This window comes from Arthrobacter sp. P1_A5, from assembly GCF_056406825.1.
The window spans coordinates 1-13807 of the sequence record NZ_JBFTZL010000096.1; the positions used below are offsets into that span (position 1 = coordinate 1).

At 68.0% G+C, this 13807-nt stretch carries 11 protein-coding genes; 10 read left to right on the forward strand and 1 reads right to left on the reverse strand.

Going from position 1 to position 13807, the window contains the following annotated elements; translation table 11 throughout:
* Positions 1–1104: helix-turn-helix domain-containing protein (locus AC1D1S_RS13400; RefSeq protein ID WP_476994685.1), on the forward strand; the 1104-nt coding region annotated here is incomplete at its 5' end.
* Here AC1D1S_RS13400 and AC1D1S_RS13405 read toward each other — a convergent pair.
* A complete protein-coding gene (locus AC1D1S_RS13405) occupies positions 1083–1889 on the reverse strand; it encodes a nitrilase-related carbon-nitrogen hydrolase (protein WP_476994686.1) in 807 nt (268 codons plus the stop codon). The two genes, AC1D1S_RS13400 and AC1D1S_RS13405, sit on opposite strands and share 22 nt — an antisense overlap.
* Before the next feature lie 241 nt (positions 1890–2130).
* Here AC1D1S_RS13405 and AC1D1S_RS13410 point away from each other — a divergent pair, with 241 nt between their 5' ends.
* From AC1D1S_RS13410 to AC1D1S_RS13450, 9 genes are all read left to right on the forward strand, one after another.
* Positions 2131–3321, forward strand: coding sequence for an ROK family transcriptional regulator (locus AC1D1S_RS13410; RefSeq protein ID WP_476994687.1), 1191 nt, complete (start codon positions 2131–2133; stop codon positions 3319–3321).
* A 131-nt stretch (positions 3322–3452) separates the two neighbouring features.
* Positions 3453–5009 (forward strand): multiple monosaccharide ABC transporter ATP-binding protein, encoded by a 1557-nt coding sequence (gene mmsA / locus AC1D1S_RS13415; protein ID WP_028277320.1) that lies wholly within the window; start codon positions 3453–3455, stop codon positions 5007–5009.
* 54 nt (positions 5010–5063) lie between these two features.
* Positions 5064–6332 (forward strand): multiple monosaccharide ABC transporter permease, encoded by a 1269-nt coding sequence (gene mmsB / locus AC1D1S_RS13420; protein WP_476994691.1) that lies wholly within the window; start codon positions 5064–5066, stop codon positions 6330–6332.
* 66 nt (positions 6333–6398) lie between these two features.
* Positions 6399–7502 carry a substrate-binding domain-containing protein gene (locus AC1D1S_RS13425; RefSeq protein ID WP_459384150.1) on the forward strand — a complete coding sequence of 368 codons (1104 nt, stop codon included), beginning with the start codon at positions 6399–6401 and terminating at the stop codon, positions 7500–7502.
* Between the two features lie 279 nt (positions 7503–7781).
* The gene (locus tag AC1D1S_RS13430; protein WP_476943535.1) at positions 7782–9230 is read left to right on the forward strand and encodes an ABC transporter permease; all 1449 of its coding nucleotides are present in this window, start codon (positions 7782–7784) and stop codon (positions 9228–9230) included.
* 2 nt (positions 9231–9232) lie between these two features.
* On the forward strand, positions 9233–9940 hold the full coding sequence (locus tag AC1D1S_RS13435) for an ABC transporter ATP-binding protein (protein WP_476994688.1): 708 nt from the start codon (positions 9233–9235) through the stop codon (positions 9938–9940).
* 245 nt (positions 9941–10185) lie between these two features.
* A complete protein-coding gene (locus tag AC1D1S_RS13440) occupies positions 10186–11256 on the forward strand; it encodes a Gfo/Idh/MocA family protein (RefSeq protein ID WP_476994689.1) in 1071 nt (356 codons plus the stop codon).
* Between the two features lie 152 nt (positions 11257–11408).
* Positions 11409–12710: a hypothetical protein gene (locus tag AC1D1S_RS13445; RefSeq protein WP_476994690.1), complete on the forward strand. Its 1302-nt coding sequence runs from the start codon at positions 11409–11411 to the stop codon at positions 12708–12710.
* A gap of 435 nt (positions 12711–13145) precedes the next feature.
* Positions 13146–13807 (forward strand): serine/threonine-protein kinase (locus AC1D1S_RS13450; RefSeq protein WP_476994692.1); only part of this gene is annotated, 662 nt, incomplete at its 3' end.

The window sequence follows — 13807 nt, forward strand, 5'->3', positions numbered from 1 at the left end:
GCCGACCTGCAGCCGCTGCTGGCCAGGCTGCTCGCCGGCAGCGGTCCGCGGGTGGAGATGGATTCGTTCGACGCCGTGGGCTCGTCCCTGGTCTTCGGGTATCCGCTGCGCAGCACCCGGGACGCCAACCTCGGTGCGCTCATCCTCGGCACGGACGCCCCGCTGACCCCGGCCCAGAACAGCGTTGTCTCCACCGCGGTCGGGCTGCTGGAACTGCTGGTCCGCCAGCGCATCAGCGGCTCCCTGGCCCCGAGCCAGCTGGCCACGGCGCTGCTGCTGCACCCGGAGAGCGTGGCCTTAGGATCCGCACGGCATGTCAACGGGTTCAAGGACCTGCTGGCCCAAAGCATCTCCTCCACCCGGTCCGGCCAGCTGCGGGTCGTGCAGGGTCTCCGGGTTGACGCCGCCCCGGACAGCACCCGGACCCCGGACAGCGCCCGGACCCCGGGCGGACCGGGCGAGGCTCCGGTGCGGGCGCTGCTGGAGTGGCGGCGGCTGTTCGACACCAAACTCGTGGAGCTCACCGAGTACGGCTTTGCCGCCATTACCCGGTTAAAGGTCGACGACGCCCTGCTCGCCGAAGTGGAGCGGCTCGGCTGGCGCCTAGTGATCGGCAGCGGCACCGATTTCGCGAACCTGCCGGAGGCTTACCGGCACGCCGCTTCACTGCGCAACCGCGTTCTCACGAGCCGCCGGAGCGTCCGGGCGGATGACGTGACGTGGTCGGTGGCCGGCCTGCTGGGACCGGCTGCCGGCACCCTGCTGGCGGGCCATCTGCTGGCGCCCCTGCTCGCCCTCGAGCCGGAGCGCCGCGACAGCCTGCTCGGCATCCTGCGGGCCTGGCTGGGCGAAAACGGAAGCTGGGACGCCACGGCAAAGGCCACGGGACTGCATCGAAACAGCGTCCGCCGGCAGATCGGCATCATCGCTGAGCTGCTGGGCCTTGACCTCAACCAGGCCCAGGCGCGCGCGGAACTCTGGATCGCCCTGCAGTACCAGRCCGAGCCTGATCCGCCCACCCCGGCCACCGCAGGTCCGGCGTCCAGTGCACCGGCCACCGCAGGTCAGGCGTCCGCTGCCGGTCAGACTCCCCAGGAGCGGTAGAGCTCCGGGCGGCGGTCGCGCAGGTAGTCCACGGCGTCCTCGATGCCGTCTGCCGCGGCGCGGCCGGGCTCACCCAGCTCGGCAAACAACAGTTCCGGCCCCGCTCCGGCCGCGGCCAGGACCGAGCCGTCCGGGCCCGCGACGATGCTGCCGCCGCGGAAGTCGCAATCATCCTCCGAACCGGTGTGATTAACGTAGGCAACCGTCAGCTGGTTCTCCAGGGCGCGGGCCCGGATCAGCACCTGCGGCACGACGTCGAATCCGCCGGCGAGTGCCGTCGGCACCAGCAGCAGGTCCGCGCCGCGCAGGGCGGCAGCCCGCGCCGACTCGGGAAACTCAATGTCGTAGCAGATGACCAGCGCCGTTTTGTGCCCGCGGAAATCCACGACGCCGGGGGCAGCCGCGGCGGGCGTAAACGCCGCCCGCTCGTCCGGGCCGAACAGGTGCACCTTGTCGTAACTGAGCAGCTCCTCGCCCGCCTCGTCGACCAGGGTGGCGGAAATGTGCCACCCGCCGGCCGGCGTCACCGCGGGCAGGCTGTAGACCAAGGCGATGGTGTTGCGCCGCGCGATGCCGGCCAGGACTTCCCGAAGCGCGGGCAACCTGCCGGGATCGAACGCCTCCCGCAGCCGCCGCGGCGCATAGCCCACGGCGAAGAGTTCCGGTGTCACCAGCAACTGCGCACCCGCGGCGGACGCATTGCGCGCCGCGACCTCCACCGCGGCGCAGTTCGCCTCGATGTCCAGCACGGCGGAGTTCGCCTGCATCAGGGCCAGCAGCACCATTACCACCTCACGTTTCCGGGCGCCTCCGCGGGGCGCGGCGGGCTCTCCCGACCAGAGTAGCCGCGGCCCGGAACGCGGGGTGTGGTGCAATTCCACCCGGACAGCGTGCCAGCGGGGCAGAACGTCCTTGCCGCGGAGACGGCGGGTGCTGACCGCCCTCTCCCCGGCATTCGACCGGCGCGGCCGTTATCGTTGCGTTAACTTCTTGACTACAAGGCGCGAATGCGTCACGCTTCATAGCATGCCCTCACCAACGCGCTCAACGAGGAGCCGAACCAAGAACCCCGGATCGCAGTCCGCCCTCCGGCATTTGAACCAGCAGCGGATCATCGAATGCCTCCTCGCGGGCCCATCCACGCAGGCGGAACTGGCCCGCCAGACCGGGCTTTCGACAGCCACGGTCTCGAACATCGTCAAAATCATGCAGGACGCCGGGCTGGCCTCGACTGAACCGATCACCAGTTCCGGGCGGCGCGCCCTGAACGTCCGGCTCAACAGCAACGGGGCCGTCGCCGTCGGAATCGACTTCGGCCGGCGCCACCTGCGCGTCGTGCTGGCCTCGCTGAGTTACCACGTGATCGCCGAAGAGTCTGTCCTGCTGCCCCTGGGCCACCACGCCGAGGAAGGCATCCAGGCCGCCGTCGGGGTGCTGGACCGGCTGCTCACGGACAGCGGCGTGGAACGCAGCGCCCTGGTGGGTGCCGGCGTCGGAATTCCCGGCCCGATCGACCGCCGCACCGGCACCGTCGCGCAAGGCGCGATCCTGCCCGAATGGGTCGGCATCAACATCCTCAAACGCCTCGAAGAAGCGCTGGAACTCCCCGTCTTCGTGGACAACGACGCCAACCTGGGCGCCCTCTCCGAGGTCACCTGGGGGCCGCACAGCGGCATCGGCAACCTGATGTTCCTCAAGATCGGCTCGGGCATCGGCGCGGGGCTGATCCTCAACGGCGTCCCGTACTACGGCAACGTGGGCATCACCGGCGAAATCGGCCATGCCACCATCCACGAGCACGGGCTGATCTGCCGCTGCGGGAACCGCGGCTGCCTGGAAACCATCGCCTCCACCACCACCATGATCGAGCTCCTGAGCCGCGGCGAGGACCGGCCGCTCTCGCCCGGGGACATCGTTCGCAAGGCCCTGGAGAAGGACTCCGCCACGCTCCGTGTCGTGGACGACGCCGGGCTCGCCGTCGGGCGCGCCCTGGGCAACGTGGCGAACCTGATCAACCCCGAAGTCATCGTGGTCGGCGGCCCGCTGGCGGGCCTTGGCCAGCTGCTGCTGGACCCGATCCGGCGCGGCCTGATCCGCCACGCGGTGCCGGTCATTGGCGAGACAACCACCCTCACGATGTCGTCCCTGGGCGACCGGGCCGAGGCCCTCGGGGCCACGGCTTTGGTCTTCCAGCACGCCGGAATCCGGCGAAACTAACCATTTCGTTATGCGGCTGTTGCGTTAAAGACTTGACGACAAGGGCTGTGATCCAGTTTACTTTTCCATCAGACGGCCCTGCGGTTTGCAGGGGCGGACAACGAAGTCATGCATTGGAGGCGTAAGGGCAGATGACGTCCCTCAACACGCACAGTGATCCGCTAATCCTCGAGATGCGTTCCATCACCAAGGAATTCCCGGGCGTTAAAGCTTTGGCCGATGTGAGCCTGCGGGTGAAGGCCGGCGAGATCCACGCCATCTGTGGTGAGAACGGCGCCGGGAAATCGACCCTGATGAAGGTGCTCTCGGGTGTATATCCCTACGGCACCTACACCGGCGACATCGTGTACCAGAACGAGGTCCAGGAGTTCAAGGACATCCGGGCCAGCGAGCACGCCGGGATCGTGATCATCCACCAGGAACTCGCGCTCATCCCCGAACTCTCCATCATGGAGAACATCTTCCTCGGCAACGAGCCAACCAAGCGCGGCGTGATCAACTGGGCCGAGGCCCGGACCCGGTCCACCGAACTGCTGGCCCGGGTGGGGCTGCGCGAGGACCCCGACACCCCCATCAAGGAGATCGGCGTCGGCAAGCAGCAGCTGGTCGAGATCGCCAAGGCCCTGAACAAGTCGGTCAAGCTCCTGATCCTGGACGAGCCCACGGCGGCGCTGAACGAGTCCGACTCCCAGCACCTGCTGGACCTCATGCTGGGCCTCAAGGGCCGCGGAATCACCTCGATCATCATTTCGCACAAGCTCAACGAGATCGAACAGATCGCGGATGAGATCACGATCATCCGCGACGGCAAGTCGATCGAGACCCTGAACGTCAAGGCCGACGGCGTCGACGAGGACCGGATCATCAAGGGCATGGTGGGCCGGACACTGGAATCACGGTTCCCGGACCACGAGCCGAAGATCGGCGAGGTCCTCTTCGAGGTGAAGAACTGGAACGTCGGGCATCCGCAGATCCAGGACCGCCTGGTCTGCAAGAACTCCAACTTCTTTGTCCGCCGGGGCGAGATCGTCGGGTTCGCGGGCCTGATGGGCGCCGGACGCACCGAGCTGGCCCGGTCCGTGTTCGGCCGCTCCTACGGCCGCTTCATCTCGGGCCATGTCTACAAAGACGGCAAGGAACTGCAGCTCAGGAGCGTCCGCCAGGCGATCGACGCCGGGCTGGGTTACGTCACCGAGGACCGCAAGTCCCTGGGCCTGAACCTGCTGGACGACATCAAGGCCACCACCGTCTCGGCAAACCTGCGCAAGATCAGCAAGAACTTCGTGGTGGACGCCAACAAGGAATACGCCGTCGCGGAGGAATACCGGAAGTCGCTGCGGACCAAGACGCCCTCCGTGGAGGAAGGCGTCGCGAAGCTCTCGGGCGGCAACCAGCAGAAGGTCGTGCTGGCGAAATGGATGTTCACCGACCCGGACGTGCTGATTCTGGACGAGCCCACCCGCGGGATCGATGTCGGGGCCAAGTACGAGATCTACGGCATCATCCAGAAGCTGGCCAACGAGGGCAAGGCCGTGATCGTCATTTCCTCGGAACTGCCCGAACTGCTGGGCCTCTCGGACCGGATCTACACGATTTTCGAAGGCGCCATCACCGGTGTGCTGAACAAGGACGAAGCCAGCCAGGAAAGCCTCATGAAACTCATGACGTCCGCCCGCAAAACCGCTTGACCCTTTGGGACAAACCAGAACAATCCGAACACCCCGGACACAAGGACTGAAACAATGAACGCGCTCAAGAAGCTCTTTGGCGGCAACACCCGCCAATTCGGCATGATCTTCGCCCTGGTTGCGCTGATCGTGTTCTTCGAGATTTTCACGGAGGGCCGCACGCTCACATCGGGCAACGTCATCAACCTCTTCAACGGCAACTCCTACATCCTGATCCTCGCCATCGGCATGGTGCTGGTCATCATCGCCGGGCACATCGACCTCTCGGTCGGTTCCGTCGCGGCCTTCGTGGGTGTCTGCGTGTCACTCTTCATCCGCGACTGGGGGCTGCCCTGGTACATCGGCGTCCTGATGGGGCTCGGGCTCGGCGTCCTGATCGGGGCCTGGCAGGGATTCTGGGTGGCCTACGTCGGCATTCCCGCGTTCATCGTGACGCTGTCCGGCATGCTGATCTTCCGCGGCGCCAACCAGTTCGTCGGCAAGTCGAACACCATCCCGGTCCCGGCGGATTTCCAGTACATCGGCTCCGGCTACCTGGCCGAGTTCGGCCCGAAGACCGGCTACAACAACCCCACTATGCTGATCGGCCTGCTCGCCGTCGCGTTCGTAATCTTCAGCGAGATCCGGTCCCGCCGCAACGCCAAGAAGCTCGGCGCCGAGGTCCCCGAAGCCTGGGTCATGATCCTCAAACTCGTGCTGGTCTGCGGCGCCATCCTCTACGCGACGTACCTCTTCGCCACCGGCCGTCCGGGCACGTCCTTCCCGGTGCCGGGCCTGATCCTCGCGGTCCTCATCATCGTCTACGGCTTCATCTCCTCCAAGACCGTCATCGGCCGCCATATCTACGCGGTCGGCGGCAACCGGCACGCTGCGGAGCTCTCCGGCGTCCAGTCCAAGAAGGTCAACTTCCTGGTCATGATGAACATGTCCTTCCTGGCCGGCCTCGCGGGCATGATCTTCGTTGGCCGCTCCACCGCCTCGGGACCGTTCGACGGCGTCGGCTGGGAACTGGACGCCATCGCGGCCGTCTTCATCGGCGGCGCCGCCGTCACCGGCGGCGTGGGCACCGTGATCGGCTCGATCATCGGCGGCCTGGTCATGGCCGTACTGAACAACGGCCTGCAGCTGCTCGGCGTCGGCGCCGACCTCACCCAGATCATCAAGGGCCTCGTGCTCCTGATCGCCGTCGCCTTCGACGTCTACAACAAGACCCAGGGCAAGAAATCGATCGTCGGCATGCTGATGAAGAACTTCGGCCGCAGCAGCGAGATCAAGGCCGACGAGACCACGCARACCAAAGAGGTCATYTCRAGGGGRATCTRATCCCCTCCCCCCAGTTCCCCAACCCCACAATTCTCCGCACACCACCGAAAGAAAGTGAACCAAGCAATGCGAATGATTGGTAAAGCAGGAAAGGCAGCAGCAATCGCTGCTATTGCGGCACTGGCGCTGACAGCCTGCGGCCGTTCCGACACCGGAACCACCAGCGGTTCCTCCACCGGAGGCGAAGCATTCCCGAAGGGCTCCGCGATCGGCGTCGCACTCCCCCAGAAGACCTCCGAAAACTGGGTCCTGGCCGAGCAGCTGTTCAACGACGGCCTGACGGCGGCCGGCTACAAGCCGGACGTGCAGTTCGCCAACGGCGGCGTCTCGGAGCAGCAGAACCAGATCAGCGCCATGATCACCAAGGGCGACAAGGTCATCATCGTCGGCGCCATCGACGGTGCACAGCTGGGCACCCAGCTCCAGCAGGCCAAGGACGCCGGCGCAACGATCATCGCGTACGACCGTCTGCTGCTGAACACCCCGAACGTGGACTACTACGTGGCCTACGACAACTTCAAGGTCGGTGAACTCCAGGGCAAGGCGCTGCTGGACGGCATGAAGGGCAAGAAGCCGGAAGGCCCGTACAACATCGAGCTCTTCGCTGGTTCCCCTGATGACGCCAACGCGAAGGTCTTCTTCGACGGCGCCATGAGCGTCCTGAAGCCGAAGATCGACGACGGCACCCTCAAGGTCCTCTCCGGCCAGACGAGCTTCGAGCAGGCTGTGACCCAGGGCTGGAAGGCAGAAAACGCCCAGAAGCGCATGGACACCCTCCTCGCCGGAACCTACGGCACCGCAGCCCTCGATGGCGTGCTGTCCCCGAACGACACCATTGCCCGCGCGATCCTGACCTCCGTCAAGGCCGCCGGCAAGCCGCTTCCGATTGTCACGGGCCAGGACTCCGAGGTTGAGTCGGTCAAGTCCATCATGGCGGGCGAGCAGTACTCCACCATCAACAAGGACACCCGCGCGCTCGTTGAGCACTCGATCGTCATGGTCAACGACATTCAGGCAGGCAAGACGCCCGAGATCAACGACGACAAGTCCTACAACAACACGGTCAAGGTTGTTCCCGCCTACCTGCTGGAACCGGTCATCGTCACCAAGGACAACGTCCACACGGCGTACGAGAACGATCCGGTCCTCGGCCCGATCACCAAGCAGTAGTTCCTTATCTGGGCGACCGCTTCACCGGCCGCACCAGAGTACAGAGCCCCGGCTCTCCCGCAAGGGAGGGCCGGGGCTCTTGCGTTGGCCGTGGTGCGCGGCCGTGGTGTCCCGGCTGGGACCTTGGCGGTGACCTCGCCTGCGGCAATCGGCTTCACAGCGGAGACATAGCTTCGCCGGGAGGTTCGCACAGCGGCCCGTACCACTGTGGGACCAGCGCCGGGCATCGGGCCCGGCAGGAGATCCCCCCAGAGACACCCAAGAAAAATTAGGAGCACCGTGAGCGTTCTTGCCCGGAGTGTAGGCAACGCCTTTCGAAACAAGGTCAGGACCGCCGCTGTGGTGGCGGTGCTGGCCGTAGCCATTGGACTTGCCCTGGCCATGCTCGTGGCCAACCAGGCCGTCACCGGCAAGGTTGCCGAGCTGAACGCCTCGGTGGGCACGGTCCTGACCGTGAACCCGGCCGGCGGCCAGGGGTTCGAGGGCGGCGGCGAGCCGCTGACGTCCGCCCAGGCAGCCACGGCGGCGGCCGTCCCCAACGTCAGCAGCGTGGTCGGCACCAAGGCGCTGCGCCTGCGCAACGCCGCTGACATGGCCGCCGAGGCCGCGTCAGGACGGACAGGCCAAGGCGGCCCCGGCGGCCAGTCGGCCACCTCCGTCACCACGAGCCTCACGGCCGCCGTCGACGCCGGCACCCTCGGCAACCGTAACCAAGCCAGTACCGGTGCCTCCGGAAGCAGCACCTCGGGCACTACCGGCAGCACCGCGCAGGCCGCGCCGGCGTTCTCGCTGCCCATCACGGCAACGGGCATCGGCGCCGAGATGGACTCCACCGGCAAGGCCCTGCAGCTGACGCAGGGCACCGGCCTGGGCAACTACACCGCCGCGTCCACCGGCGCCCTGCTGGGCACCACCCTGGCCACCAAGAACGGCCTCAGCGTGGGCTCGACGTTCACCATCGGTGATAAAACCTTCACCGTCCAGGGGCTGTTCGACGCCGGGACCGCGTTCGGCAACAATGCGCTCTACGTGACGCTGCCGACCGCCCAGACCCTCGCCGCGCTCCCGGACGAACTCTCCACCATGATCGTCACGGTCAATAGCATGGAAAACGTCGACGCCGCCAAGACCGCCCTGCAGACGGCGCTGGGCTCCGACAAGGCCGACGTCACCCAGGGCCAGCGGAACCTTGAGACCGCCGTCAGCTCGCTGGACAGCGTCAAGAACATTTCCTTCATCGCCTTCGTCGCGGCCCTTGGCACCGCCGGCCTGATCATCCTCCTGATCATGGTCATGCTGGTCCGCGAACGACGCCGCGAGATCGGTGTCCTGAAGGCCATCGGCGCCCCGAACCGCACCATCGGCCTGCAGTTTGTGCTGGAGGCCCTCGTGCTGGTGGCCATGGGCAGCGTGGTGGGCGCCGCCGTCGCCTCCCTTGCCAGCGGCGGCATCGCCAGCGCCCTCATCAGTTCAAGCAGCAGCACGAGCGCGGCGGCCACCGGCCAGCGCGGCGGCGCTGGCGGCTTTCCCGGGGGCGGGTTCCCGGGCGGGGCGGGCGGACCGCTGGGCGGGGCCAGCCAGCTGCTGACCTCCGTGACGGCGAGCGCCTCCCCCGGCGTCATCGCCGCGGGCATCGCCGCAGTTTTCGGCGTCGCCATCATCGGCGCGCTCGTCCCGGCCCTGCTCACCGCCCGGATCCGTCCCATCGAAGTCCTCCGAGGAGAATAGCCATGATCGAAGTCAAGAACCTGGTCCGCACGTTCAAGTCCGGCGACCGGACCATCAAGCCGGTCAACGATGTCAGCTTCGAGCTCGGGCAGGGCACGCTGGCCTCGATCGTGGGCAAGAGCGGCAGCGGCAAGAGCACCCTGCTCTCCTTGCTCGGTGCGCTGGACAAGCCCACCAGCGGCGACGTGGTGGTCAACGGCGTGAGCCTGGCCAGCATGCCCGACGGGAAACTGACCAACTACAGGCGCCGGGACATCGGCTTCGTGTTCCAGCAGTTCAACCTGATCCCGAACCTCTCGGCCGTGGACAACGTGATGCTGCCGATGGAATTCGCCGGCGTGCGCAAGGCGGCGCGCGCCGAGCGGGCCCGGCAGCTGCTCGAACAGGTCCAGCTCGATCCGGACAAGCACGGGCGGCGCATCAACCGGCTCTCCGGCGGCGAGCAGCAGCGGGTGGCGATCGCCCGGGCCCTGGCGAACGAACCCAAACTGATCCTGGCCGATGAACCCACCGGCAACCTGGACGAACAGACCGGCGAGCACATCATCGAACTGCTCAGCACGCTCAGCCGGGACCACAACACCACCATCCTGGTGGTCACCCACGACCGTGCCCTGGCCAACAAGACGGACCGGCGCTTCCGGCTCCAGCGGGGCCGGCTCACGGAGGAACCGGCCCGGACCCGTGCGGCGGCGGCCCTGACCGGCTGAGTACCGGCTGCTGAACTCCAGCCGCGACCGACCCCCTGTGGTCCGCCCGGCTGCGGGGGCTTCGGCGGCGGAGCTGCGGGGGCTTAGGCGTCGGAGCTGCGGGCAGGCCTTGGGGGCCCGCCCGCGGCTCCGGCGTCGAGCCGCCGGGGCTGAACTTCGTGAGACTGGATCTCCGCGTCGAACCTCCGCCATGCCAGGGCCGTCAACACTGCGGCCCGCCCGCCCCTGGGTGAGAAGATGGCACCATGTCTGCCCTCATCGCAAAGCCGTGGCTGTTCAGCCAGCCGGACCAGGATCCCCGCACAGCCACCGGCGCCAGGCTGCGCTGGGGCGTCATCGCCACCGGCGGGATCGCCGCTTCGGTCACACGCGACCTTGGGCTGCTGGCGGATGCGGAACTGTACGCCGTCAGCTCCCGCACACAGGCGGCCGCGGACGCGTTCGCGGCCGACTACGGCTTTGTCCACGCCTACGGTGACCAGAACGGCGCGAGTGGCTACGCCCGCCTGCTCGCCAATGACGCCGTCGACGTCGTCTACGTCGCCACCCCGCACGCCCACCATCACAAGATAGCCCTCGCCGCCCTCAACGCCGGCAAGCACGTGCTGTGCGAGAAGGCCCTCACGATCAATGCCCGGGAAGCAGCCGAGTTGATCGCGGCGGCCCGGACCAACGGAGTCTTCCTGATGGAGGCGGTGTGGAGCCRGTTCCTGCCCAGCATGCAGCGGGCGTTCGAGATCGCTGCCTCGGGCGAGATCGGCGAGGTGAAATGGGTCGGCGCCGACCTCGGCTTTCCGGCGCCGTACTCGCCCGGTTCCCGGCTTTGGGCACCCAAGGACGGTGGCGGCGCCCTGCTGGACATGACGGTCTATCCCCTGCTCTGGGCGCTCGGCACCCTGGGGTTCCCGCAAACGGTCAGCGCCACGGGCTGGCTGAACGACGACGGCGTCGACGCCCAGAATGCGTTGACGCTCGGTTACCACCACGGCGCCCAGGCCCAACTGACCTCGTCATTGATGGCCTACGGCCCCCGCACGGCCACCGTCGCCGGCACCAAGGGCTACCTCCAGAGCCCGGGCTCCATCAACAACCCGAAGGAACTGCTGGTCCGGATCGGCTTCGAGGGGCCACGGACGGAGCAGTTCACGGTGGTGGGACGTGGCTACACTTACGAGCTCCGGGAGGTCACGCGGTGCATCCAGCAGGGCCTCACCGAGAGCCCGGTCATGCCGCTGGAGGACTCCCTGAACACCATGCGGCTTTTCGACGGCGTACGCGCGCAGCTCGGCGTGAGCTACCCCAACGACGCCCACTAACCGCCTCCCACTTTCCTCGCCCCAGACAACGGACCCGGCGCATTCCAAGTGTCTCGGTATGCCTACAGTTTCGGCCCCGCTCTGGACTCTCCTGTTGAGGCCGACTTACCCTGTAGGCAATTGTCCAGTCTTCCGGGAGCGGGGGTGCGCGCATGGATCCTGCAGCAGCGTCCTCCCGCGCGGGCCGCACCCTGCGCCCCCTGCGCCCCTTGCGCCGCGTGCTTTTGGCCGCCGTCGCCGGCGCCGCGTGGCTGACACTGACCTGCACGGCTGCGCAGGCGGACGACGCCTGCGCGTTCTACGGGACAGCCGACGGCGCCGGCGAGAGCGCGGCCGCCGCCTCGTGTACGGACGCCGACGACCTCCCTGTTCCCTCCCTCGACGGCGTGGTTTCCGTGGACCTCCCCGCGGTCCCGGCGGGCACCTGGGCGGCGGGCACTGTTCCGGGGCCGGTTGTAGCTTCCGCCGACGTCGTTCCTGCCGACCCGAACGGGCCCACGGACACCGCCCCTGCCCCGGCGGTTCCCGACGCGCCACCGCCCGCCGCCCCTGGGCAGGCGGCACCGGACCCGGCACTCCCCTCCCCGGCGCTCCCTGACCCTTCGCTCCCTGCGCCGGCAGTCACCCCGCCGGCAACCAGGCCCGTGCTGGACCCTGCGATTCCGGTTCCCGGTGTTGTTCCGCCGGTGGTGGACCCTGCGATTCCGGTTCCCGGTGTTGTTCCGCCGGTGGTGGACCCTGCGGTACCGGTTCCCGGCGTCGATCCGCCGGTCGGCGACCCCGCGGCCCCGGTTCCGGAGCCAGCAGCTCCGCTCCCCGGCGACCCGGCGGCCGGGCCACCAGGCGGCGTCGTTCCAGGCGGCACCGTTCCAGGCGGCACCGTTCCAGGCGGCACCGTTCCAGGCGGCATCGTTCCAGGCGGCGACGTCGCGGCGGGATCGCCGGCGGGGACGCCGGCCGCCGTCGATGGCGAATCGGCACCGGCGGCCGCCGCAAAGGCAACCGCCGCCAACGCAGCACCAGCTCAACTGCAGGCGCCTGCTCCCACCGGCACCGTGGCGGCCCGTCCCTTCCCGGCATCTCCTTCCCCCGGTGCCACGGTTGCCTACCCCGCTTTGCTGATCCCTGAACCCCGGGGCGCGGCAGCTGTCCAGTCCGGCGCTGCCCCGCCGGCCGAGGCCCCCGCCGGGACCGGTGAACCGCCGGCTCCCTCCGGCACCCCGGGTCCGGGCCCATGGCATGGCGGAACGGGACTGCCTGCGCCTGACGCACTCCCACCGGCTCCGGGCTCGGGGTCCGGCAGCGGGCACTCCGGCGGCGGGCCTGCCGGAACGGCTGCGTGGATGCCCAGCCTGGTCTTCTACCTGCCCACCATCGGGGCCGACGCCATCGGCGGACCGCTCCAGCACGAGTACGCAGCCGTTAGCGCTGATCCCGGTTCTTCCCCTGACTAGTCGGGCCGTCTCTGCCTCCACAGAGCACGGCCCGTCGGGCTGCCTTCGCCGCCCGCCAACAGTCACCCAGGAGAATCCCCCATGGACACGACCGTCCACCGCCGGGCTTCCGGCACCCCAATTCCCGCCAGCCTGACCCCCGCAGCGCCTGCCCACCCGGAGCGCTCCGGTCCGCAGCCGAGACCCGGCTGCAAGCCCCGCCCGCCCTAGCGCATGCCACCGCTCCCATCACGGTCCTGTACCGCCGGAGCGAGGTCGTTGGGTCCGCTGGGGGACCCAACGGCATGCTCCGGCGGAGGGGCGTCCGCGGGGCGTCCGGTGAGGGAATACGCTTCGGCGCCGGGACCGGAGGTCCCCTCTGAACAGAAGCGGATACTAATTACCCTTATCATTCTTTAGGTGCGCCGTCGGTGTGCACACGGAAGATACGGGGACATCGTGAACAGTTCGCCCAACAGCATCACGGCGGAGCCCTTGGGCGGCCGCTACCAGCTGGGGGAGGTGATTGGCCGGGGCGGCATGGCGTCGGTCTACACGGCCAAGGACCTGAACCTTGGCCGGGACGTTGCCCTGAAACTCTTCGCTCCGCAATCGGCGGATCCTGACGAGCTTCGCCGCCAGGAAGCGGAGATCGAGTTGCTGGCCACCCTGAATCATCCAAGCCTGGTGACGCTGTTCGACGCCGGGACGGACACCCGGATTCCCGAGGAGCCCCGGCCCTTCCTGACCATGGAGCTCGTGGACGGCCAGGATCTGCGGACCCGGATCCGCCACAGTCCCCTGCCGCTGGATGAGTTGGCCGTGGTCGGCGCCGGGATCGCCGACGCCCTCGCCTACGTCCACGGCCTCGGCATCGTCCACCGGGACATCAAGCCCGCCAACATCCTCCTCGTGCCGGTCCGGCCAGGCGAACCGCTGCGGCCCAAGCTCACAGACTTCGGCATCGCCCGGATCATCGACGGGACCCGGCTGACGGCCACGGGAACCATGGTGGGAACCGCCGCCTATCTCAGTCCGGAACAGGCCCGCGGCGCCGACCTCGGACCGGCGAGTGACATCTACTCCCTGGGCCTGGTGCTGCTCGAATGCCTCAAGGG